Genomic DNA, 24,883 nt, shown 5'->3' with positions numbered 1-24,883 from the left:
ACGCGCTCCCGCTCTCCCCCTCACGCCTCCAGCAGCACCTCCACGGTCCGCACGATGCGCTCCAGCAGCTTCTCGTCGTAGGGCAGGAACGGCAGGGCGCGCGACGCCGGTCCGCCGTCCGGTACGTCGATGTCGACCGGCTCCCCCGCCCGGCTGACGCGGCCCGTGGCCAGGTGCACGGTGTGCTCGCGCACCGTCAGGTGCCGGTCGGCGACGCTCACCCCGTCGACCCCGTCGAGGATCCGGCGCAGGGCGGCGCGGCGCAGCCGGGCCTGGCCGCCGAGGGGCAAGGCGTGCACCTGCCGCAGCCGCTGCCAACGTCCCCCGGCGACGTCGCTCGCGTCCCACCAGGCGAACGTACCGACGCTGACCAGCAGGTCGACCGCGCGCAGCGCCTCGGAGCGGACCACCGGATCGAGGGCGCCCAGCGGCGGGTCGAGGCGCACTCCGGACACGGTGAACCAGCCGGTGCGGCCCGGGTACAGGTGACCGTCGAAGTTCACGACGACCCGGGCCGGGCCGATCCGCCGCACCAGTACGTCGTCCTCGATGTCCCAGCTCTCGCGCACGGCGAGGCCGAGCACCGCGCCCGCGTCGAGCACCGGCCCCTCGAACAGGGCGGTCTCGGCGCCGCTCTCCTGCGGGGCGTACTGCTCGCGGAAGACCTGACGGAAGGGCTGGCGCAGGGCGAGGGCCATCACGCGGTCGCGCCAGGCGGTCCGCTCGGCGGGATCCGTGGCGCGGGCGGGGTGCCACAGGCGGATCGCGGCAGCGGGGCCGGCCTCGGGCAGCCTGTCCCCAGCGCTTGAAATGTCCGATGCTCCCGGGGCTCCGTCGGCGGGCAGGAAGGCGTGCCACTCCCCGGGCGCCCGCTCTATCTCCCAGACCAGACGCCGGATCACCGTGCGCGCCACGGGGTGCTCGGCCAGTTCGGCTCTCCACCGCCCGTACCGGTAGGTGGTGTTGAGGACGTAGCCCCCTTCCAGGGCGAGCGCGAGGGTGCGCTGCTGGGTGCGGATCCGCTTGACCAGGGTGCGGGCCGCCGCGACCGCGTCGGGGTGGTCGCGGCGCACCGCGGCCGGGGTGCCGCGCAGGGCGGTTCCGTCGTCGGCACGCTCCCAGGTCAGGGACGGACCCTCGTCGGTGGCGGCGACCACGGCGACGTAGGGGCCGATAGGCGTGCGCAGCAAGCCCGTTGACTCATCCAGGCCCAGGTCCGGGAGGCGCAGGGCCACCTCGGGGCGCTTGGCGAGGTTCTTCTCCGCGCGGCGCAGGCTGCGCTCCAGTTTCTTGGTGACGCCCGCGTGCCGGACGGCGCGACGGGCCGCGCGCAGGGCGTCGACGGCCTCCGGTGTCGGCAGTTCCTCCACGGTCTGGGCGAGCGCGATGCAGACGCTCTGCGAGGGCAGGGTCCTGGCGGCCGTCGGGGCGACGGCGACCTTCGGCAGGATCGCGGCGAGCAGGTCGCCCGCCCAGGGCTCGTCACGGCGCAGGGCGACGCCCGCGGCGCGGCGCAGGGTCTCCCCCTCCGGGCCGGGGAACGCCGCGTCCGCCGCGTACGGCACCTCGTCGCGGTGCAGAGCGGCGAGGTGGTCGGCGGCCTCGGCCAGGACGCGGCGGGCTCCTTCGGCGTACCAGGCCCCGTCGTCCGCGGACCGTGCGGCGGCGGGCAGCGGCGGCCAGTGCGCCAGGTGTGTCCAGCGGCGGTCCTCGGCGAGCAGGGCGCGCTCCCGCACTCCGGTCGCGATGAGTGCTTCGCCCGCGATGCGGGTCAGCGGCAGGTCGGCGAAGGCCGTGCGCAGCGCCGCCACCGCCTCGGCCTCGGTGTCCGGACCGGCGAGACCGGCGACGGCGAGCAGCTCCGCGTCGTACCCGGCGACCGCGCCGCCGTCGAGCGCGGCCCGCGCGAGCACCCCCGCGGGGCCGGCGAGCGCTGCCCGGTCCCAGGGCTCCGTGCAGCGGATCAGGGCGGCGGCGGCGAGCGACACGTCGGTCCGCCTGGGCCGCTCGGCGAGGACCGCGAACAGCTCGGCGCAGGTCGCGGCGGTGAACGACGGGGAGCCGCCGTCGTGCTGGATGCCGCGCGCGAGCCGACGCTGCTCGCCGGGTGCCTCCTCGTCGGCGACCACCCGGTGGACCAGGGGCAGCAGCGCTCCGAGTTCGTGCGGGGTGAGCTGCCGGATCTCCGCGTACCCCGGCAGGAACCGCGGGTCGGACGGCGGCGGTCCGGCCAGCGCGGCCCGCAACCGGCGCACGTGCGGCGCCGGTTCGCTCATGGGCCCGGGGGCCGGGGGTGCGACGTTCATGGTCCCGAAGGTAACGGCCGGGTCTGACAACGCCCGGCCTGTCGTGGTCAGTCGTGCTCACCGGAGCCGCACAGCCGCTCCCCCAGCTCGCTGCGCCCGTAGCGCACGCTGCGTCCGCCGCGGGTCCGGGTCAGCAGTCCGGCGTCGTACAGGATCGACAGGTGCTGGCTGACGGCGCCGGGCGTCACAGCGAGGCGGTGGGCCAGCTCGGTCGTGGACGCGGGTTCGCTGAGCAGGCTCAGGAGGCGGGCGCGGGCCGCGCCGAGGAGCCGGGTCAGCGCCTCGCCGGATGCGGGCGGCGCGGTCTCGGAGATCGTGGCGCGGCCACGGGCCGGATAGCTGAGCAGCGGCGGCAGTCCGGGGTCGATCATGGTGTGGGCGCCGTGCGCGAACAGGGTGGGGACGAGGACGAGACCGCGGCCGCCGATGGAGATGTCCGCCTCCGGCCAGCGGAGGTAACCGTGGCTGTTGGTCTGGGCGAGGGTGAGTACTTCGCCGTCCCACGACAGCCGCGGGTCGAGGCTGGTGAACAGGCCGCCCACCCCTTCTTCCGCGAGGACCTTGCCGCGATGGGTGAGGTCGGCCTCCAGGACGGACTGCACGCGCGGCCACCAGTCGGCGGCGAGGCACTCGTGCCAGTAGCTCTCCAGCGCGTCGGCGATGCGGTGCCGGAACGCGGCCGGGTCGGCGAGCCCGGTGCGCAGCACCCCCGGCAGCCGGTCGGCCGAGGTGTCGTACGCGGCGGTGAACTCGGGGGCGAGGAGCTGCGGCGGCACCCGGCGCAGCGCGGCGATCTGCCCCGCGAACGAGGGGCGCGGCCGGTCCGGGCGCGGGGTGAGGAAGTCCGGGATCCACAGATGGGGAGCGATGAGCGCGCCGAGGAGTTCGGTGTCCTGGTTGCGGAAGGCGGGGCCGAGGCGGCGCAGCCAGGGCCGCTGGAGCGGGTAGCGCGCGGGTTCGCGCCAGGCGCGCAGCGAGTACACGGCTTCCTGGAGCGGCGAGTAGGCGAAGGACGTCCGGGCCAGGTCGCCCATGACGAAGCGGAACTCGATCACGCGCGGCGCCCTCCCTCCCAGTAGTTCCGTTCACCCCATGCTTTAGCTGCACGCTAAATGAATGTCGCGGCGCCCATAACCCCGTTTCGCTATGGCCATGACCACGTCACCGCCCACGGAACGCCCCGCCGCGACCGCGCCCGCCACCCGCTTCGGCGGACTGCTGCCCGCCGACACGCTGCTTCGCCACCTGTCCGTCCTCACGCTCCTCAACGCCTTCGGACGCGGCCTCTTCTTCCCCGTCAGCGTCCTGTACTTCACGCGGGTCATCGGCCTGAGCGCCACGTCGGTGGGCGTCGGGCTCACCGTGGCCGGGCTGTTCGGGATCGCGGCGGGGGCGCCGGCCGGGCGGGCCTCGGACCTGTGGGGGCGCCGCACGCTGCTGACGGGGCTGTGGATCGGCTGCGGCGTCGCGCTCGCCGCGTACACGGTGATCGGTTCCTACGGGGCCTTCCTCGTCACGGCGATCGCCTACGCGGCGCTGTGCCAGGCGAGCATGGGGGTGCGCAACGCGCTCTACGCGGATGTGCTCACCGCCGGATCGCGGGTGGAGGGCCGCGCGCATCTGCGGATGGTGACGAACGTCGGGATGGGCGTGGGCGGCGCGTTCGGCGCCCTGGCGCTCCAGATCGACAGCAGGGCCGGGTACACGGTGCTGATCCTGCTGGACGCGGCGATGTTCGTGGCCTCGGCCCTGCTGGTGCTGCGGCTGCCCGGTGGCGGCGGGCGCCGGGCCGTGGAGGACGTTCCGGCGGGTGACCGCTGGCGGGCGGTGCGCGATCTGCCGTTCCTCGCGGTGACGTTCCTCAATGCCGTACTGGCCCTGCAATACGGCCTGTTGGAGGTGGGGCTGCCGCTGTGGATCACCGAGCACACCGAGGCGCCGCGCTGGTCGGCGGCGCTGGTGATGGTCCTCAACTGCGTGCTGGTGGCGCTGTTGCAGGTGCGCGCGACCCGCGGCGTCGAGGACCTGTCGGGCGCGGTGCGGGCGATGCGCCGGGCGGGGCTGCTGCTCGCGGTGTCGTGCGCGGCGTTCGCGGTGACGGCCGGGCTGTCCCCGATGGCGGCCCTGGCCGTGCTGGTCGTGGGCGCGGTGGTGCAGGTGGGCGCCGAGGTGCTGTCGGCGGCGGGCGGCTGGACCGTCGGGTACGGACTCGCCGACTCCCGGGCGCAGGGCGTCTACCAGGGGGTGTTCAACTCCGGGCAGGCCGCGGCGACCATGGCCGCGCCCGCGCTGGTGACGGTGACCGCGATCCGGCACGGCGCGGCGGGCTGGATCGTGCTCGCGGTGCTGTTCGTGGTGGCCGGTCTCGGCGTGGGTCCCGCCGTGCGGTGGGCGCGGCGGGACGGCGCGTGGCGGGGCGAGTGACCGGCCGGGTCAGCCGGCGTCGAGGCCGCCGGTGCGGGTCCGCTTGAGCTCGAAGAAGTCGGGCTCGGTGGCCAGCACCCTGAAACTGTCGAAGAGTTGCGCGGCCCGCTCCCCGCGCGGGATCGCCCGCAGGACCGGCCCGAACCACACCGTGCCGTCGACGTGGAGGGTGGGCGTGCCGACGTAGGAGTCCGTCTCGGGCTCGCGGCCGGCGTCGTGGCTGCGCCGCACCGCGTCGTCGTGGGCCGGGTCGTGCGCGGCGGCGGCCAGTTCGGCGGGCAGCCCCAGCTCGGCGAGCGCGTCGGCCGTCACGGCGTCGAAGTCGTCCTGCTTCTGCTGGTGGATGCGGGTGCCGAGCGCCGTGTAGAGGTCGCGCAGTACACCTTCGCCGTGCTGCTGGGCGGCGGCCGCGGCGACCCGCACCGGGCCGATGGACCGGTCGACCAGGTCCCGGTACCAGTCGGGGAGTTCATTGCCGACGTTGTGCAGGTACAGGCTCATGACGTGGAAGCGGAGGTCGAGCGGACGGTGACGCTCGACCTCCAGGATCCAGCGGGACGTGATCCAGGCGAAGGGGCAGGCGGGGTCGAACCAGAAGTCGACGCGGGTGGCGGAACCGGTGGCCGGGTCAGTGGTCATGTCCCGAAGTTAGCCGCCGGGTGGCCCCGACCGATGGTCCATTCCTGCCTCATTCGAGTGGGCCATTCAGCGCGGCCGGGGGTCGCGCCCGCTGAGGGCGAGGGCCCGTGCGTACACGGAGGCGCCGTCCGGCAGCGGCACCGGATCGGCGAAGCCCTCGTACTGGCGGTAGACCGCCGCGTTCTTCTCGACGACGTGCAGGAGCAGCGCGGCGGCGCCGTCCGAGACGTGGAACTCCTCGCCGGTGGCGCGGGCCACGTCCCAGCCGTGCAGAACGAGTTCGGCCCACAGCAGCGCGGCGACCTCCGGCGCGGGCTGCCGGGCGAAGCCGAGGTCGACCTCGCCCTCCCAGGCGGCCGGTCCCGACCACGCGGCGACGGCCTCGTCGAGCCGGGCCGCGTACCGGTCGGCCCAGTCGCTCCCGGCCGTGAAGTCGCGGGTCGCCAGGTCCTCGGGCAGCGGTTCGCGCCGCGCCCGGTGCAGCATGCCGTCACCGGTGTACGCGACCCAGTGGTTGACGAGGGTGCGCACGTCCCAGTCGCCGCAGCCGGAGGCCGCGTCGAGCCGGTCGGGCTTGACGGCTGCCGCGACGCGGGCCGCCTCGGTGGCGCATTCGATCAGGTACGGGTGGACGGTGTCCCTGCGTTCTTCCATGCTGTCGACGGTACGAGCGGGGGCGCCCGCCGCTCTTGAACAAACGCGACAGGGATCTACGGGATCCGGATGCGGGCGTCGACCGCCGCGACCAGTTCCGCGATCGGGGTCGCGCCCGGCGGACGGCCGTGCCGGGCCGCGTCGTTGGCGCGTTCCTGGAGGACGTCGTTGACCGGGGTCGGCACCCCGTGCAGCCGCCCGAGGAGGCCGATCTCGCCGTTGAGGTAGTCCACCTCGACGCTGCCCGCGCCCCGGTCGAGGGACTGCCAGGTGGAGCCGCCGCCGCGCGGCGATCCGTCGAAGGGTTCGAAGCGGATCCTGTCGGCGCGGGTCTTCTTCTCCTCGTCCTGGGAGGTGTACGCGATCCCCGCGGCGTCGAGCACGGCCTCGCCCTCGGCGCGGGCCCGGCGGAACAGCGCGATGCTCTCCTCGCCGGTGAGCACTCCGGAGACCGCCTCGACGGCGTTGGCGAGGTTGGAGAGAAGCTTGGCGTACTTCCAGCGCAGCACGTCGTCGACGACGGGTGCGGCGAGCCGGCCGCCGCGCTCCAGGTCCGCGCCGATCGCCCGCGCCGTGCCGTCGCTGCCCGCCGGGTAGCGGCCCAGGTGCAGGATGCCGGTGAGAGGGGTGCCGTCGGCGCGCACCACGCCCGGCTCGACGAAGGTGGCGGGCAGCCAGACGCACATCGCGTACACGCGCTGGAAGGTGCGCAGGGCGAGCCGCTCGCTCTCGACGCCGTTCTGGGCGCAGACCAGCGGCAGCCGGGCGGCCGCGGTGCCGCCGCCCTCGACGGGCGCGGCGCCCCAGGCGGCCAGCGCGGCGGCGCTGTCCTGGGTCTTCACGCAGAGCACGAGGACGTCGTCGGCGCGCAGCGTGCCGAGCGCGTCCGGTCCGTCGGCCACGGGCGGCCGGTGCACGCGCGCCCCGTCCGGCGCCTCGAATCTGAGCCCCCGCTCGCGCAGCGCCTCGTACTGTCTGCCGCGCGCCACCAGGACGACATCCTGCCCGGCCTCGGCGAGCCGGGCACCGATGGCACCGCCGACCGCCCCTGCTCCGATGATGAGATAGCGCATGGCGTCGACCCTGGCACACGGACGACCTCCCGAACCAGATGCACAGGCCATCGGTTACCGTCGCCCCCATGACGCACACGGCTCCGCGGACGACGCTCACCATCGGCTCCGACCTGCCCGTACGCCGTCTCGGCTACGGCACGGTGCATCTCACGGGACAGGGCGCCTGGGGGCCGCGCGGCAGCGACGCGAACGCGACGGCGGTGCTGCGGCGGGCCGTGGAGCTGGGTGTGACGCTGATCGACACCGCCGACAACTACGGTCCCGGCATCGCGGAGGAGCGGGTCGCCGCCGCGCTGCATCCGTACGCCGACGATCTGGTGATCGCCACCAAGGGCGGCTGTGTGCGCACCGGGGCCGACGTCTGGCACGTCGACGGCAGCCCGGCCTGGCTGCGCGAGACCTGCGAGGCGAGCCTGCGGCGGCTGCGGCTCGAGCGCGTCGACCTCTACCAGCTGCACCGGATCGACCCGGAGGTGCCGCTCGCCGACCAGCTGGGGGTGCTGCGCGAACTGCGGGACGAGGGGAAGATCCGGCACGTGGGCCTGGACTCCGTGCGGGCCGAGCAGCTCCAGGAGGCCCTCGACCTGGACATCGTGCCGATCGTCTCCGTGCAGAACCGCTACAACGTCCTGGACCGCGCCTCGGAGCCACTGCTCAAGCTGTGCGAGGCGCGGGGCATCGCGTTCCTGCCCTGGTTCCCGCTGGGCAACGGCGCGCTGACGGACCATCAGGCACTGACGGACATCGCGGCGGCGCACGACGCGACGCCGTCGCAGGTCGCGCTCGCGTGGCTGCTGCACCACTCCCCCGTGCTGTGCCCGACGCCGGGCACCGGGAGCGTGGCGCACCTGGAGGAGAACGTCGCGGCGGCCGAACTCCGGCTCACCGAGGGGGACATGGCGCGGCTGGACGCGCTCACGGCGTCGGGCGCGTGAGCTCCACCAGCTTGACGACGGTGTTCCAGTTGCGGCTCGTCGCGATCAGCCCCTTGTTCACGGCGGGGCGGGCCAGTTGCTCGGCGAGCTTGGAGCGGCCGAGTCCGTCGGGCGCGTAGAGATAGAGGGCGCGGTCGCCGAGCCGGAAGTCCTCGGGCGCGTAGCCGGGCAGGTCGATTCCGGCGTACCGCTCCGGGTCCGGCGCCTGCGACAGGTACGTGACGTGCAGCTGCTTGCCCTCCAGCTCGGCGGCCGGGAACGGGCAGTCGTCCCTGACCGCCGCCAGATAGGCGTGGTCGCGGACCAGGACGTCGACCGGGAAGCCGAACGTGTCGGCGATGCCCTGCCCGATCGCCTCGGCGAGGGAGTCCTCGTCGCCGCTCCCGGCGGCGAACGTCACATTGCCGCTCTGGAGATACGTCGTCACGTCCTGGTGGCCCAATCCCTCGATGAGGGAGCGCAGTTGGGCCATCGGGACCTTCTTGTTGCCGCCGACGTTGATGCCGCGCAGCAGTGCCGCGTACCGGGTGATCGCCATGCGGACACGATAAGGCGGCCGTCGCACCCCGTGGGGGTGGGCACGACGGCCGCCGGCACAAAAGGGCCCGTGGGGACCCGGTGGGCCTACTCGACGATCTTCAGGAGCTTGTTCGGGGTGCCGTCGGTGGCGTTCGTGATGGCGTCCGCGGTGGCTCCGCCGGTCAGCGCCGTGGCGACGTCGGCGGGGGCCGCGTCCGGGTGCCCGGCGAGGTAGACGGCTGCGGCGCCGACGACGTGCGGGGTCGCCATCGACGTACCGGAGATGGTGTTCGTGGCGTCGTCGCCGGTGTTCCAGTCGGAGGTGATGTCCGAGCCGGGGGCGTAGATGTCCACGCCCTCGCCGTAGTTGGAGAAGCTGGACTGCTCGTCGTCCTTGGTGGAGGAGGCGACGGTGATGGCCTCCGGGACGCGGGCCGGGGAACTGGTGGAGGCGTCCGCCGACTCGTTGCCCGCCGCGACCGCGTAGGTGACGCCGGAATCGATCGACTTCTTCACCGCGGCGTCCAGCGCCTCGTCGACACCGCCGCCGAGCGACATGTTCGCGACGGACGGGCCCGAGTGGTGCTCGGTGACCCAGTCGATGCCCGCGACGACCTGCTCGGTGGTGCCGGAGCCGGAGTCGTCGAGGACGCGGACGGCGACGATCTTCGCCTTCTTGGCGACGCCGTGCGCGTCACCGGCGATGGTGCCGGCGACGTGCGTGCCGTGCCCGTTGCCGTCGTCGGCGCTGTCGTCGTTGTCGACGGCGTCGAAGCCGGAGGAGGCCCGGCCGCCGAAGTCCTTGTGGCTGATGCGGACGCCGGTGTCGATGACGTACGCGGTGACGCCCTCACCCGCGGTGTCGGGGTAGGTGTACTTGCCGTCGCCCGCGGTCTCCGCCTGGTCGATGCGGTCCAGGCCCCACGACGGCGGGTTCGACTGAGTGGCGTCGATGTGGAACTTCTTGTTCTGGACGACCTTGCCGACGCTGTCATCGGCGGCGAGCTGCCTGGCCTCGGTCTGCGACAGACCGTTGACCGAGAAGCCGTTGACGGCCGAGTCGTAGTTACGGCGGAAGGTGCCGCCGTACTCCTTGGCGAGGTCCTTCTTGGCGGCGGTGTTCGCCTTCTGGTCGAGCAGCACGATGTAGCTGCCGGTCACGGCGCCCTTGGCGTCGAGTCCGTACACCTTGCCCTGGGCGGGGGCGGCGGCGCCCGCGAAGCCGCCGGTGAACACGGTGACGCCGACGGCGGTGGCCGCCGTGGCTATCGCGGCCGTGAACTTCATCGAACGTGCACGCTTGTGAAGTGCCATGAAGAGTGAACTCCTCGTGGTGTGTGGGGGGTTGTGTGTCATCTACGCGCGTGGGGGCGCGCAATTTCGTGCAACCTCCGGCAATCTCCGGAAGATCTCCGGGGGTTGAGACGAAACCCTGACCGATTGACGCGACCAGATCAAGACCTTCATACAGCTGTGACTTTTTCAACAAGGTTCTGTAATAACAAACCGGACACATCAACCCGGATAGATGTAAGGGGCGTTCGTCATCCTCCGCGCCGACACACCCTGCCCGGAGGGATGACCCGGGCGCCCCGCACCTCACCGGGCAGCACGACGAAGCGCGCTTACGCCGCCCATACCTTCGAATCCGGAGGTGACCTCATGGTGAGGAACGGGGAACGGCAGAACGGCCGGGTGCGCGGTGTCGCGGCCCGGGCCGGCGGATGGAGCGCCCGTCATCGATGGGCGGCGGTGGGGATCTGGGTGCTGTTCGTCGTCCTGGCGATGGGCATCGGGAACGCGGCGGGCCGCGTCGATGTCAAGGAGAGCGACCAGCTCAGCGGCGAGACCGGCCGGGCCGCGCGGATCATCGACGACGCCGGCATCGACGAACCGGCGGGCGAGACGGTGCTCGTGCAGGGCAAGGACGGACAACTGACCGCCACGGCGCCGGAGTTCAAGCGGGCGGTCGCGGACGTCGTCAAGGCCGTCGAGGGCACCGGCGCGGTCACGAACGTCCGCTCCCCCTACGCCGCCCAGGCCCAGACGATCTCGAAGGACGGCCGCACCGCGCTCGTCCAGTTCGACATGCGGGGCGACCCCGAGACGGCGTCCGACCGGGTCGAGCCGGTCCAGAAGGCCGTCGCGGGCGTCGCGGACGACCACGGCTCGCTGCGGATCGAGGAGATCGGCGCGGCGAGCATGAACAAGACGTTCGACGACGCCTTCGGCGACGACTTCCAGCGGGCCGAGTACTCGGCCGTGCCGGTGGCGCTCGGCATCCTGCTGATCGCGTTCGGGGCGCTCGTCGCGGCGCTGCTGCCGGTGGCGCTCGCGGTCACGGCGATCATCGCGACGATGGGCCTGATGGCGATCGTCAGCCATTTCCAGCCGATGAGCGACACCGCGAACTCCGTGATGCTCCTCGTGGGCCTCGCGGTCGGCGTCGACTACTGCCTGTTCTATCTGCGCCGCGAACGCGAGGAGCGGATGAAGGGCCACGACGCGGGGACCGCGCTGCGGATCGCGGCGGCCACCAGCGGGCGGGCGATCATCGTCTCCGGTGTCACGGTGTGCGTGGCGATGGCGGGCATGCTGTTCACCGGCATCGCCGAGTTCCAGGCGATGGGGCTCGCCTCGCTGATGGTGGTCGCGGTCGCGATGGTCGGCTCGGTGACCGTGCTGCCCGCGCTCCTCTCCCTGCTCGGCGAGCGCGTCGAGAAGGGCCGCCTCCCCTTCCTGCACCCGGACAAGCGGCGGGGTGGCACCAGCGCCGAGGGCGGCAGCCGGTTCTGGACGCGCGTCCTGGGCGTCGTGCTCAAGCGGCCCGCCGTCTCGGTGGCCGTCGCCGTCTGCGCGCTCCTCGCGGTCGCCGCACCGGCGCTCGGCATGAAGACGCAGAACCTCACCCTGGACCAGGAGTTCGGCGACTCGCTGCCGATCGTGGCGACGTACGACCGGGTCAACGCGGCGTTCCCCGGCGGCTCCGAACCGGGCCAGGTGATCGTCGGCGCCGCCGACATCAACGCGCCCGCGGTGCGCACGGCCATCGCCGACTTCCGTGCGCGCGCGGTGAGTTCGGGTGCTTCACGCGGGCCGGTCGAGGTGACGGTGCACGCGGCGCAGAACGTCGCCTTCATCGACGTACCGCTGGTCGGCGGTTCCGACCAGGGCAAGGCGGAGAAGAGCCTCGCGCTGCTGCGCGACGAGGTGCGTCCGGCCACGCTCGGCAAGGTCGACGGCGTCGAGGCGCCGATCACCGGTCAGGTCGCCGGGTCGAAGGACTTCAACGACCAGATCGTCGGTTCGGTCGTCCCGGTCTTCGCCTTCGTGGTCGTCTTCGCGTTCCTGCTGATGCTGCTGTCGTTCCGCTCGCTGACCGTCGCGATCACCTCGATCGCGCTCAATCTGCTGAGCGTGGGCGCCGCCTACGGGATTCTCGTCGCCGTCTTCCAGCACGGCTGGGGCGCGTCCCTGGTCGGTGCGGAGGGGGTCGGCGCGATCATCTCCTGGCTGCCGCTGTTCCTGTTCGTGATCCTGTTCGGCCTGTCGATGGACTATCACGTGTTCGTGGTGTCGCGGATCAAGGAGGCGCGGCTCCAGGGGCGTACCAACACCGACGCGATCCGGCACGGTGTCGTGACGACCGCGGGCGTGGTCACCAGCGCCGCCGTCATCATGGTAGCCGTCTTCTCGATCTTCGGCACGCTGTCCATGCAGTCGATGAAGCAGATGGGCGTGGGACTCGCGGCGGCCGTCCTGATCGACGCGACCGTCATCCGCGGTGTGCTGCTCCCGGCCGTGATGGCGCTGCTCGGCGACCGCAACTGGTACCTGCCGAGGTGGCTGCACCGGATGCCGGACCTCACGCACGACGAGCCGCCGGCGCCCGTACCGGCTCCGGCGGCTGCCGCCAAGGGGGGCGAGGAGCTGCGCGTCTGACGACCGCGGCTCCCGCCCGGCCGAGGGGCGGTGTGCCCGCCCGCCGCGTCACACGGCGGTGGGCACGCCGTCCTTCCGGGCCTCCTGCGCCTGGACCTCCTGCGCCTGGGCCTCCTGCTCGAAGGTCTCGAGCGTGCGGCCGAAGTCGCGGGTGGACAGCAGCAGCTTGTAGATGATGGCGAGCTCGAAGACGAGCAGCAGCGCGCCGGCCACGATGGTGGTGCCGATCACCTGGTCGATCAGCGGGCCGATGATGAAGACGGCCATCTGGAACTCGATACCGCTGATCAGGTGGGTGCGGATGCGGTGGCGCAGCAGGAAGGCGCGCAGCCGCAGATAGGCCGGGAAGCGGCTGCGGAACTCCTGGTGCAGGTCGACGACCTGGCGCTTGGGCGCCTCCGTCTCCGCCTCCTGCGCCTCCGGCTCGTCCGTCTCGCGCCGCGCCTCCACCACGTCGCCGTCCTCGTCGACGCCCGTCTCGGCGTCGGCGGCGGCGCCGGTCAGGTCCTGCTCCATGTCGGCCGACGGGTTGGCCCGCAGCAGGTCCTCCATGAAGGCGAGGCTCTGCTCGTTCTGCGCGCGGCGGGCGGCCCGCACATGGGCCTTGATCTTCTTGCGCATGGTGTGCCGGGTCTTGAAGATCTCCAGCGCGTTGAGATAGCGCAGCCCGTCGAGGAAGACGACGACCACGGCGAGCCACACGTACCAGATGTCGCCGGTGCGGTGGTACTGGCCGCCCATCAGGGCGACCGCGCAGGCCATGACGCGGACCCGGTCGAAGATGTAGTCGAGCCAGGCGCCGAACACGGAGCCCTGTCCGGTCAGCCGGGCGACCTTGCCGTCCATGCAGTCGAGGATGAAGCTCACGTGGTAGATGAGGGCACCGGCGATCAGCCAGCGCCAGTCCCCCATCGCGAAGCAGCCTGCCGCGCCGAGGCCGAGGACGAGTGCGCCCCACGTGATCTGGTTCGGCGTGATGCGTGTCCACCGGGCAGTGAGCCGCACGAGCGGCGTCGCGACCGGGTCGACGAGCAGCACGGTCCACCACGCGTCACGCTTCTTCTGCGTGAGCCGACGTACGTCGGACAGCGGTGGTATGTCTCGGGGCATGGGGGCGCCAACTTTCGAAATTTCAGAGCAGGTTCACCTCACGCTAAGAAAGTGTTCTTACCAAGTTCAAGAGGATTTCTGCACAACCTTTGAACTGGGGTAGCGGTCATGCGCTATTCTGCGACCCGCCCGTTATCGCATGGTCACATTCTTTTCACGCAAGGGTGGAACCGAGCGGCCGTTAATTCCGTCCCCCCAGTTCCGCCTCGATGAGATCGGCCGCGCGCGGGGTGCCGCCCTCCTCGGCCATCTCCCGCTGGATCACGGCGAGGCGCCGGGCCACCTCCGGGTCGTCGACGAGCGCGAGCACGGCTTCGCGCAGGGCGTCGGCCGTGGCCTCCTCCTTGGGGACGACGCGGGCGACCCCGAGGCCTTGCAGCACGTCGGCGTTGCCGAACTGGTCGGCGGCCTGTGGCACGCAGACCATCGGGGTGGCGGTGGCGAGTCCTTCCTGGCTGCCGCCCGCGCCCGCGTGCGTGATGAAGGCGTCGGCCTGCTTCAGGATCGCCGTCTGCGGCACCCAGTTGCGCACCTCCACGTTCCCCGGGACCGCCCCGAGGTCGTCGGCGGTGACGTGCTTGCCGATCTGGAGCACGACGTGCCAGCCCGGCAGGTCGCCGAACGCCTTGACGCACTCCCGGTAGAAGTCGGGCTGCTTGGTGAACGCCGATCCGAGCGAGACGAGCAGCACCCGCTCGGCATCGTCCGGCCGCCGCCAGTCGCCCTGCGCCGCCCGGTCGCCCTGACAGGCGCCGACGAAGCTGTACCGCGAGGGGTCGACACGCTCGGCGTTCGGCTGGAGCGCCTTGGGGATGAGCACGAGGGACCGGGGCGGGCGTCCCGCGAAATCGTCCGGGTGGTCCGCTATTCCGTTCTCCCGCAGCCAGCCGGTGAATTTCGCGTAGTACGCCTTGCCGCGCTCGGTCTTCTTGGGCTCCGCCCACATCGGTTCGGCGACCTCCTTCTCGTAGCCGTCCCACGCGACGAGGTTCGGCGAGAGGGAGACCGCGGGCACGCCCCAGCGGTGGGCGAGCACGATCGCCGGGTACGCGGCGATGTCGTGGATCACGAGATCGGGCACTCCGGCCCCGCCCTCACCCTCGTACGCCTCGGCGAGCTGCGGCAGGACCTGGATCGCGTCATTCAGGAACGGCTCGACATTGTCGAGCAGGGTGGTCCCCCACGCCGCCGGGTCGTCGTCCGGGCCGGGCAGCGTACTGCTGTACGGGATCGGCTCGGCGCCGGTCCCGGCGACCTTCTCCACAAAGAGGTGCGGGATCGCGTACGTCACACGGTGCCCACGGGCCACGAGCTCCCGGATCACTTCCAGACTCGGGTTCACGTGCCCGTGGGCGGCGATGGAGAACATGGCGATGTGGGCGCGCTCGGTGTGCTGGGTGGGGTCCGGGTTCGTCATACCGCTACCGTAAGCGAGACGAGACGTCTCGTGCAACAATAATTCCGGCTCCCCGCCCCGAGAAATCCCCGAAGGCCCGGGAGATCGGCCAAAGGGCCGAGAGATCCACCGCCTCGGCCAACGCCCGGTACCCGGCATCGCTCAGGTGCAGGTGGTCACCGCTGTCATGTACGGGATCCAGGGCGTGGCCCATCGCCCGCCCCAGGTCGACCACGGCGTCGTACTCCCCCGAATCCCGGATCCAGGCATTGATCTCGCCCCGCTTGATCTCGCTGCGCGGGGTCGAGAACGCCGAGCCGCGCATCGGCAGCAGCGTCGCCCCGACCGCCCGTATCCCGGCGCCCCGGGCCTGCCGGATCAGCTCCCGGTGCCCGGCCACGACCTGCTCGGCCGAGACCGGGGTATACGGCGCCAGGACCGGGAACGGCGAGTCCTCGGCCAGTTCGCTGATGGCGATGTCGTTGATCCCGGCGAGGACGAGCACCGTGCCCACCCCGCTCAGGGCGAGCACATCGTGCGGGAACCGTGCGGTGGCCCGCTCCCCCAGCCGGTCGGAGTCCACCGTCACACGGTTTCCGCCGATGCCCTGATTCAGTACGGCATGGGGCCGTCCCACCGCGGCCAGCCGCCGGGCGAGGAGATCGGGGAACCGCCGGTCGGTGTCGGGCGTGCTCCCCGTCCCGTCGGTGAGCGAGTCGCCGAACACCACGATCCCGTCGCCCGGCGCCCCGGCCGCCTCGATCCCGCCCAGGCAGTACGAGGACAGCGACTCCTCGGTGAAGGCGGCGCCGTCACCGTCGGCCAGATGTTCACCGGCCGCCCGATACGCCGTGGCCAGCGCCTGGGCGTGGTACGTGAGCGGGCCCGACGGCTCGGCCAGGTACAGAGTGACGGTCACCTGGTCGAAGGCCGCGACGGGGAAGGGAACGTGATCCGTCGCCATGTCCTGTCCCGCCGGGACGGTGAAGGTGGGCGAACCGTCCACGGTCGCCACCCGCACGGTGTCCGGCTTGACCCCCGCCCCGCCCGCGCAGGCGGCGACGGTGAGGCCCGCCACGCGCAGCGGTGCGGTGCCGTAGCGGTGGGTCAGCCGTATCCGCAGGGCATCGCCGCCGATGCTCACCCGCACGGTCTGGCGGAGCGTCACCTCGGCGCGGCGCTCCTGCGACCAGTTGGGGACGAAGCCGTCCCCCGGGCGCTGCGGCGCGGTGGTCCAGGCGGTGGCCCAGCCGCTGCCCCGGGCGCTCATGCGAAGACTCCGACGACACTGGTCAGGGCCGAGTTCATCAGGGTCTCGCGGGTGGCGGCGTCGCGCTCGTTCAGGACGTCGACGTACGGGAGAACGGCGTCGTTCGTGGTCACTTGGCTGCTCCTTCCAGAGCGGGAGACTTCGTCGACTTCTTCGCAGGGCCGGAACGTTCGAGGGCCAGTGCGATCAGTCCGCCCGCGACAGTGACGGCCGCGGCCGTCCAGCCTGCGAGGTGCAGGCCCTCGAGAAGGCGGGGCGCGCTCGTGGCGATCGCGACGAAGACGGCCAGGCCGAGCGCGCCGCCGAGTTCCTTCGTGCTGCTGGCCAGGCCCGAGGCGACCCCCTGTTCGTGCGGGGCGACACCGGACCCGGCGGAGGCGAACAGCGTCACGAAGGCGACGCCGCCGAACAGGCCCCACACCACGCTGCCGGGCAGCAGCGTCCAGAAGCCGCCGTCGGCCGTGGTGCCCAGGACCATGGCGGCGATACCGATGCCGGTCCCGACCGTGGAGGCGGCGAGCGTGGCGCGGATCCCGAACCGGCCGAGCAGCGGTGGCGTGAGCTTCACCGCGGCGAGCATGCAGACCAGCGTGAGCGGAAGGAAGGACAGGCCCGTCTCCAACGAGTTGTAGCCGCGCACGGGTTGGAGGTAGGAGGTGAGGATGTAGTAGCCGCCGCCGAGCGTGCCCTGGAAGACGGCGATCACGATCATGGTGGTGGCCAGGCTCCGACCCCGCGCGAGCCGCAGCGGGATCAGCGGATCGCGGGTCCGGGCCTCCACCGCGAGCAGCGCCACGAGCAGCACTGCCCCGGTGGCCAGCGCCCCGGCAGCACGCAGCGACGCCCATCCGGCGTCCGCGCCGCTGGCGAGCCCGAACACCAGCAACGCCGAGCCCGCCGTGGCGAGGAGTGCGCCGGGTACGTCGAAGCCGCCGGGCGTGCGGGGCGGATCGGCGGGGAGCAGGCGCGGGGCGGCCAGCGCGCAGCTGAGCGCCAGCGGGACGTTGACGAAGAACACCCACTCCCAGCCGAGGTAGTTGGTGAGCACCCCGCCGAGCAGGGAACCGGCGGCGAGGCCCGCGCTGCCCGCCATGCCCCAGGCGCCGAGGGCCTTGTTCCGGGCGGGCCCTTCGGCGAACCCCCGGTAGATGAGGGCGAGGGTCGCCGGGGTCAGCAGGGCGCCGCCGATCCCCTGCACCGCGCGTGCGGCGATCAGTACGCCGGCCCCCGGGGCCAGGCCGCCCGCCAGCGAGGCGATGCCGTACAGCGCGAGTCCGGTCATGAACATCCGGCGTGCTCCGAGCCGGTCGACGGCCCGACCGCCGAACAGCAACAGCCCGCCGAGCCCTACCGAGTAGGCGCTGACCACCCATTGCACGGACGCCGGGCCGAAGCCCAGCTCCCGCCCGATGTCGGGCAGTGCCACATAAACGATGTTGTAGTCCAGCGCCACGATGAGCTGTGTCAGCGCGAGCAGCCCTAAGCGCCAACGAGCCGATGTCGCAGGGAGATTCATAGCCAACCTCTACGTCGTCCAGTTACTACACGGCGTTCAATTAACAGCACGCCGTACAGTAGACCAACGCTGTAAAGTGTCAAGCGTGAAAGACCCGACGGATCAGCCCATGAGCCGCCGCGCCCGACTGCGGGTGCAGACCAGCGACGAGATCAAGGCGATTGCGCTGCGACAGATGGCCGACGGCGGTCCCGGCGCGATCTCACTGCGCGCCATCGCCCGCGACATGGGCATGACGGCCGGCGCGATCTACAGCTACTTCGCCACGCGCGACGACCTGCTCACGACCCTGATCGGCGATCTGTACGGCTCATTGGTGGAGACCGCGGAGGCCGCCAGGGACGCGCTGCCGCAGGACGACCCGGGCGGCCGGATCCAGGCCTGGGCGTATGCCGTACGCAGTTGGGCCCTCGCCCACCCCGAGGGCTTCCGGCTGATCTACGGCGACCCGGTGCCGGGATACCAGGAACCGGCGGACAGCCCCGGAAAGGCCGCCGGGCTGCGGGCCTGCACCGGCCTGGTGGGCCTGGTCGCCGCCGCCTGGCCGACCGCCCGCGCCGCGGCACCGGCCGGTCGCGACTACGGCTGGGACGACTTCGATCCCGGCCTGGTGGGGCACGTGCGCGAGGAGTTCCCCGAACTGCCGCCACAGGCAGTGGCATTGACGCTGCGGGTCTGGGGCCGGATGCACGGGCTCATGGCCCTTGAGCTGTACGGGCATCTGAGCCCGCTCATCGGCGCCCCGGCGACGGTCTACCGCGACGAGATGGACGCCCTGATCGCGTCGCTGGGACTCAGTGCGTCATAGCCCGCTCCCGGACTATCTCTGATACCGGTCCAGGACCAAGTTCCCGTCCTCGACCAGGCGTTCGCGCAGCTCGCCGAGGCCGATCGCGCCGCTGTAGTACTCCTGGAGCGCCGGGGTCGCCACCTTGTCCTTCCACTCGGGGTAGCCGCGCACCGACTGGGCCGGGGCCGAGCGGAGGTCGGTGGCGAGGGCGGTGCCGGTCGCCCAGTCGTTCTTCGGCGTGCGCAGCTCGGGGGCCTTCAGGGCCTCGGTCCCCGTCGGCAGCATCCAGTCGCCGAGGGCGAGCCGCACCATGTTGCGCGGCTGGAGGAGGAAGTCGATGAACCGGGCCGCCTCCTTCTTGTGCGGGCTGTCCTCGGAGACGGAGAGGGTCTGCGGGCTGACGCCCTGGGCGAGGCCGTCGGCGCCGGCCGGCGCGGGCAGCACCTGCCAGTCGAAGCCCTTGGGGGCCTGCTGCACGATCTGCTGCCGGTAGGAGAAGCCGAGCGGCACCATCGCGTACTTGCCGGCGAAGAACCCGGGCAGGGTGTCGGAGCCGCCCATGCCGAGCGTCGTGCCGGAGGCGCTGTGGTCGGTGTTCACCTGGTCGTGGACGGTGCGCGGCATCACCTCGTCCGCCGCGCCGAACCGGATCGTCACCTTGCCGTCCGCGCCGCGATGGAACAGCTCGCCGCCGCTGGACAGGGAGAGGTTCAGGGTCGCCGAGACGGGTTCCTTCAACGGCCAGGCGACGCCGTACTTCCCGTCCCCGCTCAGCTCCTTCGTGATCTGCCGGAACTCGTCCCAGGTCCACGGGTCGGCCGCCGTCGGGATGCGCACCCCCGACTTCTTCAGCCACGTCGCGTTGGCGATCAGGACGCGCGGCTCCTGGAGGAAGGGGACCCCGTAGACCCCGTCGCCGAAGGTCGTCGTCCGCCAACTCCGCTGCGGGATGTCGGACTTGAGGCGGGCGGGGAGGTAGTCGCTCAGGTCGGCCAGATACCCGCCGTAGGCGAAGTCGGCCAGGTCGTCGGAGGCGTCGTGGATGATGTCGGGCGCCTCGCCGCCCTCGAACGCCGTCAGCAGCTGGTCGTGGACGCTGTCCCAACTGCCCTGGACGTACTTGACCCGGATGTCGGGATGCTCGCGGTTCCACTCCGCGACGAGTTGCTTGTTGGCGTCGACGGACTCCTTCTGCCAGGCGAGGGACTGGAACTCCAGGGTGACGCGGCCGTGGTCCGTCGTCCCCGATCCGCCGGAGCAGCCAGCGAGCAGCAGCGCCGTCACGGCGGCGAACGCGGTCGCCAACTTGCCCGCGCCGCGCATCACTTCACCGCCCCCGCCAGCATGCCGCCCGTGATGCGTTTCTGGATCACGGCGAAGATGAGCAGGGACGGGAGGGTCGCCAGGAACGCCCCGGCCGCCAGCGGGCCCAGGTCGGCGGCGCCCTCGGCGCCCAGGAAGTGGGTGAGGATCACCGGCAGCGTCTGCCTCTCCGGGGTCTTCATCAGGACCAGCGCGAAGAAGAACTCGTTCCACGCCGTGATGAACGCGAACAGGCCGGTCGCCACGAGTCCGGGCGCGAGCAGCGGCGCCGTCACCGAGACCAGGACCCGCAGCCGGCCCGCGCCGTCGACCGCCGCAGCCTCCTCCAACTCCCTCGGCACGGCCCGGACATAGCCGACCAGCATCCACAGGGCGAAGGGCAGCGCCCACACCACGTACACCAGGGTCAGGCCCACCAGGGAGTTGATCAGGTGGAGGTTCTTGAGGACCAGGAACAGCGGGATGATCAGCAGGACGAAGGGGAACGCCTGGCTGATCACCACCCAGCCGGTCCCCGCCCGGGACAGCAGACCGCGGTGGCGTGCCATCACGTATGCCATCGGGGTCGCGATGACGAGCGCAACGACAGCGGCGCAGACGGCGACGAGCAGCGAGTTCCCGGCGGCCCGCAGCAGGGGCTGTTCGTCGAAGGCCTGCCGGAAGTTGGCGAGGGTGGGGTGCCGGGGGATCCAGGTGGGGTGCAGACTCGCGAGTTCGCCCGCGGGCTTGAACGCCGTGGAGATCAGCCACAGGAACGGGAAGGCGAGGAAGACCAGATACGCGAGGAGCGCGAGGCACTGGCCCGCGCGGGTGGACCTGCTCACCTTGAACATCACTCGTCGCCTCCCTTGAGACGGCCCACCAGATAGGCGGCGAGGAGGATCGAGATGACGGCGACCATGGCGCAGCCCATCGCCGCCGCGTAGCCGAACTGGCCGTAGCGGAAGGCCTCTTCGTAGGCGAAGAGCATGGGCAGGCGGGTGCGGCCGCCGGGTCCGCCGTTCGTCAGGACGTAGACGAGGGCGAACGAGTTGAAGTTCCAGATGAAGTTGAGCGCGGTGATGGCGAGCGCGACGGGCCGCAGGCTCGGCCAGGTCACGGTGCGGAACCGGCGCCAGGCCCCGGCCCCGTCCATCGCCGCCGCCTCGTGCAGCTCGCGCGGCGTGTTCTGCAACCCGGCGAGCAGCGCCACCGTGGTCTGCGGCATGCCCGCCCAGATCCCGACGACGATCACGGCGGGCAGCGCGGTGGCCAGGCCGGTGAGCCAGTCGCGGCCGTCGCCGAGGCCCAGACTGCGCAGCGTCTCGTTGAGGACACCGGCGTCCGGGTGGTAGACGAGGCGCCACATGATGCCGACGACGACCTCCGGCATCGCCCACGGAACGATCGCGAGCGCCCGCGCGAGCCATCGGAACCGCAGGTTCTGGTCGAGCAGGAGGGCGAGTCCGAGGGCGAGCACGAACTGCGGGACCGTCACCCCGACCGCCCACACCAGGCCGATCCGGAACGACTCCCAGAACAGGGTGTCGTGCAGCAGATCGCTGAAATTGAGGGTGCCGACCCACTGGGTGGAGGAGGTGCGGCCCGACTGGGCGTCGGTGAAGGCGAGCCCGACCCCGTACAGGATCGGGCCGACGCTCAGTCCCAGGATCGGGATCAGCGCGGGCAGCACCAGGAACCAGGCGCCGCGCTGCCGCGCGGCGGTTCCCGCTGCCTTCGGCGTGATCGCCGTCGTCATGGATACGGCTCCTTCGGGCGGTTCGGATGGCGCGGTTCGGCTGACGCACACGGCTTCCGGCCGCCCCGGCGGCCTCCGTCATGGTCCTGACAACGCCCTGCGCCGTCAAGACATCCGGACGGGTACGGGGCTGCGCGCGGCCGGGTGCGAGACTGGGCCGGTACCAGCTGGAACGCGGGAGGCACGAGATGGACGAGGCACGGGCACGGGACGTGCTGGCGCGGGCGGGGGTCGGCGACGCGGCGGGCGGCGCGGAGCTGCTGGCCCTCGGGGAGAACGCGGTCTTCGGCGCGGGCGACCTCGTCGTCAAGGTCGGCCGCAGCGCCGAGCAGGCGCCCGAGCTCCTCGACCGGGCCCGCCGCGAGGTGGCCGTCGCCTCCTACCTCGCCGAGCACGGGGTCCCCGCGGTGCGCGCCGCCAAGGACGAGGCGCTCGTCGTGGACGGACACCCCGTGACGCTCTGGCACCGGGTCCCGGCGGCCGTACGGCCGGCCGAGCCCCGCGATCTCGCCGAACTGCTCAAGCTGGTGCACGCGCTGCCGGTGCCCGCCGGCTTCGAGCTGCCCCGCCGCGAACTGCTCGGCGGGGTCGAGCGCTGGCTGCGGCTCGCGGGCGACGCCATCGATCCGGCCGACGCCGACTATCTGCGCGAGCGGCGCGACGGGTTCGCCTCGGCGGCGGCCGCGCTCACCCCGCGGCTGCCCGTCGGGCCGATCCACGGGGACGCGCTGCCCCGCAATGTGCACATCGGGCCCGAGGGGCCCGTCCTCGTCGACCTGGAGACGTTCTCCGTGGATCTGCGGGAGCACGATCTGGTGGTCATGGCGCTGTCGCGGGACCGGTACGGGATGCCTGCGGCGGCTTATGACGGGTTCGTCGAGGCTTACGGGTGGGATGTGCGGGAGTGGGAGGGGTGTGCCGTGTTGCGCGGGGCGCGGGAGACCGCGTCCTGTGCGTGGGTCGCCCAGCATGCGCCGGGCAACCCCAAGGCGTTGGTGGAGTTTCGGCGGCGGGTGGCTTCGTTGCGGGACGGGGATGCCGCCGTGCGGTGGTATCCCTTCTGAGGTGCGTGGGCGGGTTTCCCGCCACTGCACGGGGGCTTCGCCCCCGGACCCCCAGTCCTCAAACGCCGGACGGGCTTATGTGGTGCGCCCGCATCGGCCACGTCGGGTCCACCACCGCGTCCGGTTCGCCCTTTCTGCGCAGGAAGCTCTGGAAGTTCGTGGCCCAGTCCGCGTACCACTCCACCTGTCGGCGGTGCAGTTCGGCGGCGCCCAGCTCGGCGACCTTGGTGTGGCGCTCGCCTATCGCGCAGGCCAGGAGTGTCGCGGCCAGGGCGTCCGCGGAGGCGTCGTGGGCGGCGTCGAGCGTGACGCCGTACTCGGTGCAGACCGCTTCGAGGTTGCGCTTGCCGCGACGGTAGCGGTCGACGCTGCGGTCGATCGTGTACGGGTCGACGACCGGGCCGGGCTCGGCGCCGCCGAGGCGCTCGCTCAGCGAGGGCAGCCCGTGTCTGGCCAACTCGGCGGAGAGCAGAGTCAGATCGAACGTCGCGTTGTACGCGACCACCGGGACACCCGTGCGCCAGTACCCGACCAGGACAGTGGCGATGGCGTCCGCGACCCGGTCGGCCGGTTCACCCTCGGCGCTCGCGCGCTCGGTGCTGATCCCGTGCACCGCGACCGCCTCGTCCGGGATCGGGATGCCCGGGTCGGCCAGCCACTTCCGGTGGCCGAGGACCGTGCCGTCCCTGACCTCGATGACGGCGCCCGTGACGATGCGCGCCTCGCGCGGATCCGTCCCGGTCGTCTCCAGGTCGAAGCCGATCAACAGCTCTCGGTGCCAGCCCATGGCTGCCCCCTCTCTTGTGGTGCGTTCCCCCAATGACCACCACGATCGCATGCGCCACTGACAATCGGCCCCCGGCCCGGTTCCGCCAGGGCGCGTCCGCAAAGTCCCGTCTGCCCTACGACACAGGGCGCGCGTCCGCCCACTCCTGCTCGAACTCATCGCGATACGTCACGAAAAGTCCGTTCTCCCCCATGTCGACCGAATGCCCCGACCTCACCACGCGGCCCCCGCCGCGCAGCACGAGGACCGGCGCCTCCATCCCCCGGGTTCTACGCAGATACGACTGGACGACGGCGATGCCGTCCGAGCCGTCGCCGTCGACGAGGTAAGCCGTGAAGCGCGGCGTCTCGTCGAAGACCCGGATCTCGAACGCCCCGGGGTCCCTCAGACGGGCCCGCACCCGGCGCATGTGCAGGATGTTCATCTCGACGGCGCGGCTCAACTCGCTCCGCTTGAGCCCCAGTTCCCGCTCACGGCGTTTGACGGCGCTGGAGGCCGGGTTCAGGAAGAGCAGCCGGACGCGGCAGCCCGACTCGGCGAGCCGCACGAGCCGACGCCCCGAGAAGTTCTGCACCAGCAGATTCAGGCCTATCCCGATCGCGTCGAGGCGGCGCGCCTCGCCGAACAGGTCCTCGGCCGGGAACTGGCGCAGCAGCCGCACCCGGTCGGAGTGGACGCCGACCACGTCCGCGTACCGGTCGCCGACCAGGTCCTCGACGGCGTCGATGGGCAGCCGGCGGGCGGAGGGGACGTCGGATCCGGCGCCGAGCATCTCGAGGAGCCGGGCCGAGGCGCGCTCGGCCTGGGCGAGGACCGTCTCGGACAGGGCCCGGTTGCGGGAGACCACATTGCGGGTGACCTCCAGCTCGTCGAGGGCGAGTTCGACGTCGCGCCGGTCGTCGAAGTACGGCTCAAAACACGGCCAGTGCTGCACCATCAGCTCACGCAGTTGGGGCAGGGTGAGGAACGACAGGACGTTGTCGTCCGCCGGGTCGAGGAGATAGCCCTTGCGGCGGCTGACCTCGCGCACGGCGACGGCCCGCTGCACCCATTCCTGCCCGGCGGGCCCGGCGGCGGCGACGACCCAGTCGTCCCCGTTCACCGGCTCGTAGATGGGGCGCAGCACGGCCGCGACCACGGCCCGCAGCCGCTGCTCGACCAGGTTCAGCCAGATGTAGGCGCGTCCCGCTCGTTGGGCACGCGTACGGACCTCGCGCCAGGCGTCGGCGCCCCAGTCCAGTTCGGGTCCGATCTGCGATCCCACATCCATGGGCCGAGCCAGTGACACCGCTCCGGGCGGGATGTCCGATGAGCCTGCCCCTTGCCCTTCTTGACCCTCGTGACCGTCGTCACCAGGGGGCAGCTCCAGACCACCCGAGCTCACCCGCTCCGCA

General features: G+C 72.0%; 21 protein-coding genes. 5 read left to right on the top strand and 16 right to left on the bottom strand.

The genetic code is table 11. The annotated features are described in order from the left end of the window. Positions 1-20: 20 nt before the first annotated feature. Positions 21-2,306 (bottom strand): DUF4132 domain-containing protein, encoded by a 2,286-nt coding sequence (locus ACFVDP_RS22790; RefSeq protein WP_383492325.1) that lies wholly within the window; start codon positions 2,304-2,306, stop codon positions 21-23. 47 nt (positions 2,307-2,353) lie between these two features. Then, entirely contained in the window at positions 2,354-3,361 is a 1,008-nt protein-coding gene (locus tag ACFVDP_RS22785) for a DUF5937 family protein (protein WP_383492322.1), read from the bottom strand. A gap of 97 nt (positions 3,362-3,458) precedes the next feature. On the opposite strand from ACFVDP_RS22785, the gene ACFVDP_RS22780 reads away from it, so the two are divergent. Beyond that, positions 3,459-4,730, top strand: coding sequence for an MFS transporter (locus ACFVDP_RS22780; protein ID WP_383492319.1), 1,272 nt, complete (start codon positions 3,459-3,461; stop codon positions 4,728-4,730). Between the two features lie 9 nt (positions 4,731-4,739). Here the strand turns inward: ACFVDP_RS22780 and ACFVDP_RS22775 are convergent, their stop codons facing one another. From ACFVDP_RS22775 to ACFVDP_RS22765, 3 genes are all read right to left on the bottom strand, one after another. Beyond that, a complete protein-coding gene (locus tag ACFVDP_RS22775; RefSeq protein WP_383492317.1) occupies positions 4,740-5,369 on the bottom strand; it encodes a DsbA family protein in 630 nt (209 codons plus the stop codon). A gap of 66 nt (positions 5,370-5,435) precedes the next feature. Then, entirely contained in the window at positions 5,436-6,023 is a 588-nt protein-coding gene (locus ACFVDP_RS22770; protein ID WP_383492314.1) for a TIGR03086 family metal-binding protein, read from the bottom strand. Between the two features lie 56 nt (positions 6,024-6,079). After that, complete coding sequence (locus ACFVDP_RS22765) at positions 6,080-7,096, bottom strand: ketopantoate reductase family protein (protein WP_383492311.1); 1,017 nt, start codon at positions 7,094-7,096, stop codon at positions 6,080-6,082. Between the two features lie 68 nt (positions 7,097-7,164). Here ACFVDP_RS22765 and ACFVDP_RS22760 point away from each other — a divergent pair, with 68 nt between their 5' ends. Next, positions 7,165-8,034, top strand: a complete 870-nt coding sequence (locus tag ACFVDP_RS22760) for an aldo/keto reductase (RefSeq protein ID WP_383492309.1) — start codon at positions 7,165-7,167, stop codon at positions 8,032-8,034. Here the strand turns inward: ACFVDP_RS22760 and ACFVDP_RS22755 are convergent. Further along, positions 8,015-8,572, bottom strand: coding sequence for a DUF1697 domain-containing protein (locus ACFVDP_RS22755; protein ID WP_383492306.1), 558 nt, complete (start codon positions 8,570-8,572; stop codon positions 8,015-8,017). The two genes, ACFVDP_RS22760 and ACFVDP_RS22755, sit on opposite strands and share 20 nt — an antisense overlap. Positions 8,573-8,658: 86 nt before the next feature. Further along, positions 8,659-9,867: a S8 family serine peptidase gene (locus tag ACFVDP_RS22750; protein ID WP_383492303.1), complete on the bottom strand. Its 1,209-nt coding sequence runs from the start codon at positions 9,865-9,867 to the stop codon at positions 8,659-8,661. Between the two features lie 348 nt (positions 9,868-10,215). On the opposite strand from ACFVDP_RS22750, the gene ACFVDP_RS22745 reads away from it, so the two are divergent. Continuing rightward, on the top strand, positions 10,216-12,495 hold the full coding sequence (locus ACFVDP_RS22745) for an MMPL family transporter (RefSeq protein WP_383492300.1): 2,280 nt from the start codon (positions 10,216-10,218) through the stop codon (positions 12,493-12,495). 48 nt (positions 12,496-12,543) lie between these two features. On the opposite strand, the gene ACFVDP_RS22740 is transcribed toward ACFVDP_RS22745, so the two are convergent. The 4 genes from ACFVDP_RS22740 to ACFVDP_RS22725 form a co-directional block, all read right to left on the bottom strand. After that, the gene (locus tag ACFVDP_RS22740) at positions 12,544-13,605 is read right to left on the bottom strand and encodes a CDP-alcohol phosphatidyltransferase family protein (protein WP_383492297.1); all 1,062 of its coding nucleotides are present in this window, start codon (positions 13,603-13,605) and stop codon (positions 12,544-12,546) included. 181 nt (positions 13,606-13,786) lie between these two features. Continuing rightward, positions 13,787-15,022: a macrolide-inactivating glycosyltransferase gene (gene mgt, locus ACFVDP_RS22735; protein ID WP_383492295.1), complete on the bottom strand. Its 1,236-nt coding sequence runs from the start codon at positions 15,020-15,022 to the stop codon at positions 13,787-13,789. Positions 15,023-15,026: 4 nt separating this feature from the next. Next, entirely contained in the window at positions 15,027-16,271 is a 1,245-nt protein-coding gene (locus ACFVDP_RS22730; RefSeq protein WP_383492292.1) for an SGNH/GDSL hydrolase family protein, read from the bottom strand. Positions 16,272-16,380: 109 nt separating this feature from the next. Continuing rightward, the gene (locus ACFVDP_RS22725) at positions 16,381-17,787 is read right to left on the bottom strand and encodes an MFS transporter (protein WP_383492290.1); all 1,407 of its coding nucleotides are present in this window, start codon (positions 17,785-17,787) and stop codon (positions 16,381-16,383) included. Between the two features lie 85 nt (positions 17,788-17,872). On the opposite strand from ACFVDP_RS22725, the gene ACFVDP_RS22720 reads away from it, so the two are divergent. After that, positions 17,873-18,595 carry a TetR/AcrR family transcriptional regulator gene (locus ACFVDP_RS22720; RefSeq protein WP_383492288.1) on the top strand — a complete coding sequence of 241 codons (723 nt, stop codon included), beginning with the start codon at positions 17,873-17,875 and terminating at the stop codon, positions 18,593-18,595. A 12-nt stretch (positions 18,596-18,607) separates the two neighbouring features. On the opposite strand, the gene ACFVDP_RS22715 is transcribed toward ACFVDP_RS22720, so the two are convergent. The 3 genes from ACFVDP_RS22715 to ACFVDP_RS22705 are packed head-to-tail and all read right to left on the bottom strand — an operon-like array spanning position 18,608 to position 21,638. Further along, positions 18,608-19,900 carry an ABC transporter substrate-binding protein gene (locus tag ACFVDP_RS22715; RefSeq protein ID WP_383492285.1) on the bottom strand — a complete coding sequence of 431 codons (1,293 nt, stop codon included), beginning with the start codon at positions 19,898-19,900 and terminating at the stop codon, positions 18,608-18,610. Continuing rightward, complete coding sequence (locus ACFVDP_RS22710) at positions 19,900-20,733, bottom strand: carbohydrate ABC transporter permease (protein WP_383492282.1); 834 nt, start codon at positions 20,731-20,733, stop codon at positions 19,900-19,902. Before ACFVDP_RS22710 ends, ACFVDP_RS22715 begins: the two co-directional genes overlap by 1 nt. Further along, positions 20,733-21,638, bottom strand: coding sequence for a carbohydrate ABC transporter permease (locus ACFVDP_RS22705; protein ID WP_383492279.1), 906 nt, complete (start codon positions 21,636-21,638; stop codon positions 20,733-20,735). Before ACFVDP_RS22705 ends, ACFVDP_RS22710 begins: the two co-directional genes overlap by 1 nt. Before the next feature lie 188 nt (positions 21,639-21,826). Here ACFVDP_RS22705 and ACFVDP_RS22700 point away from each other — a divergent pair, with 188 nt between their 5' ends. Further along, positions 21,827-22,702 carry a phosphotransferase enzyme family protein gene (locus tag ACFVDP_RS22700; RefSeq protein WP_383492276.1) on the top strand — a complete coding sequence of 292 codons (876 nt, stop codon included), beginning with the start codon at positions 21,827-21,829 and terminating at the stop codon, positions 22,700-22,702. Positions 22,703-22,760: 58 nt separating this feature from the next. On the opposite strand, the gene ACFVDP_RS22695 is transcribed toward ACFVDP_RS22700, so the two are convergent. Both ACFVDP_RS22695 and ACFVDP_RS22690 read right to left on the bottom strand, forming a co-directional pair. Continuing rightward, the gene (locus ACFVDP_RS22695) at positions 22,761-23,489 is read right to left on the bottom strand and encodes a 3'-5' exonuclease (RefSeq protein WP_383492273.1); all 729 of its coding nucleotides are present in this window, start codon (positions 23,487-23,489) and stop codon (positions 22,761-22,763) included. A 115-nt stretch (positions 23,490-23,604) separates the two neighbouring features. Beyond that, the gene (locus tag ACFVDP_RS22690) at positions 23,605-24,873 is read right to left on the bottom strand and encodes an SAV2148 family HEPN domain-containing protein (RefSeq protein WP_383492270.1); all 1,269 of its coding nucleotides are present in this window, start codon (positions 24,871-24,873) and stop codon (positions 23,605-23,607) included. Positions 24,874-24,883 lie beyond the last annotated feature (10 nt).

The organism is Streptomyces sp. NPDC057694 (genome assembly GCF_042799415.1).
GTDB lineage: Bacteria > Actinomycetota > Actinomycetes > Streptomycetales > Streptomycetaceae > Streptomyces.
Note: the sequence above shows the minus strand (reverse complement) of the source record. Positions and strands in the feature narration are given on the sequence as shown.

Bases quoted from the DNA above. Each gene is read 5' to 3' on its own strand.
- ACFVDP_RS22740 (WP_383492297.1), bottom strand. From the start codon at position 13,605: ATGCCCCGAGACATACCACCGCTGTCCGACGTACGTCGGCTCACGCAG.
- ACFVDP_RS22700 (WP_383492276.1), top strand. From the start codon at position 21,827: ATGGACGAGGCACGGGCACGGGACGTGCTGGCGCGGGCGGGGGTCGGC.
- ACFVDP_RS22755 (WP_383492306.1), bottom strand. From the start codon at position 8,572: ATGGCGATCACCCGGTACGCGGCACTGCTGCGCGGCATCAACGTCGGC.
- ACFVDP_RS22710 (WP_383492282.1), bottom strand. From the start codon at position 20,733: ATGTTCAAGGTGAGCAGGTCCACCCGCGCGGGCCAGTGCCTCGCGCTC.
- ACFVDP_RS22790 (WP_383492325.1), bottom strand. From the start codon at position 2,306: ATGAACGTCGCACCCCCGGCCCCCGGGCCCATGAGCGAACCGGCGCCG.
- ACFVDP_RS22725 (WP_383492290.1), bottom strand. From the start codon at position 17,787: ATGAATCTCCCTGCGACATCGGCTCGTTGGCGCTTAGGGCTGCTCGCG.
- ACFVDP_RS22750 (WP_383492303.1), bottom strand. From the start codon at position 9,867: ATGGCACTTCACAAGCGTGCACGTTCGATGAAGTTCACGGCCGCGATA.
- ACFVDP_RS22695 (WP_383492273.1), bottom strand. From the start codon at position 23,489: ATGGGCTGGCACCGAGAGCTGTTGATCGGCTTCGACCTGGAGACGACC.
- ACFVDP_RS22765 (WP_383492311.1), bottom strand. From the start codon at position 7,096: ATGCGCTATCTCATCATCGGAGCAGGGGCGGTCGGCGGTGCCATCGGT.
- ACFVDP_RS22730 (WP_383492292.1), bottom strand. From the start codon at position 16,271: ATGAGCGCCCGGGGCAGCGGCTGGGCCACCGCCTGGACCACCGCGCCG.
- ACFVDP_RS22715 (WP_383492285.1), bottom strand. From the start codon at position 19,900: ATGCGCGGCGCGGGCAAGTTGGCGACCGCGTTCGCCGCCGTGACGGCG.
- ACFVDP_RS22705 (WP_383492279.1), bottom strand. From the start codon at position 21,638: ATGACGACGGCGATCACGCCGAAGGCAGCGGGAACCGCCGCGCGGCAG.
- ACFVDP_RS22770 (WP_383492314.1), bottom strand. From the start codon at position 6,023: ATGGAAGAACGCAGGGACACCGTCCACCCGTACCTGATCGAATGCGCC.
- ACFVDP_RS22760 (WP_383492309.1), top strand. From the start codon at position 7,165: ATGACGCACACGGCTCCGCGGACGACGCTCACCATCGGCTCCGACCTG.
- ACFVDP_RS22780 (WP_383492319.1), top strand. From the start codon at position 3,459: ATGACCACGTCACCGCCCACGGAACGCCCCGCCGCGACCGCGCCCGCC.
- ACFVDP_RS22775 (WP_383492317.1), bottom strand. From the start codon at position 5,369: ATGACCACTGACCCGGCCACCGGTTCCGCCACCCGCGTCGACTTCTGG.
- mgt (WP_383492295.1), bottom strand. From the start codon at position 15,022: ATGACGAACCCGGACCCCACCCAGCACACCGAGCGCGCCCACATCGCC.
- ACFVDP_RS22745 (WP_383492300.1), top strand. From the start codon at position 10,216: ATGGTGAGGAACGGGGAACGGCAGAACGGCCGGGTGCGCGGTGTCGCG.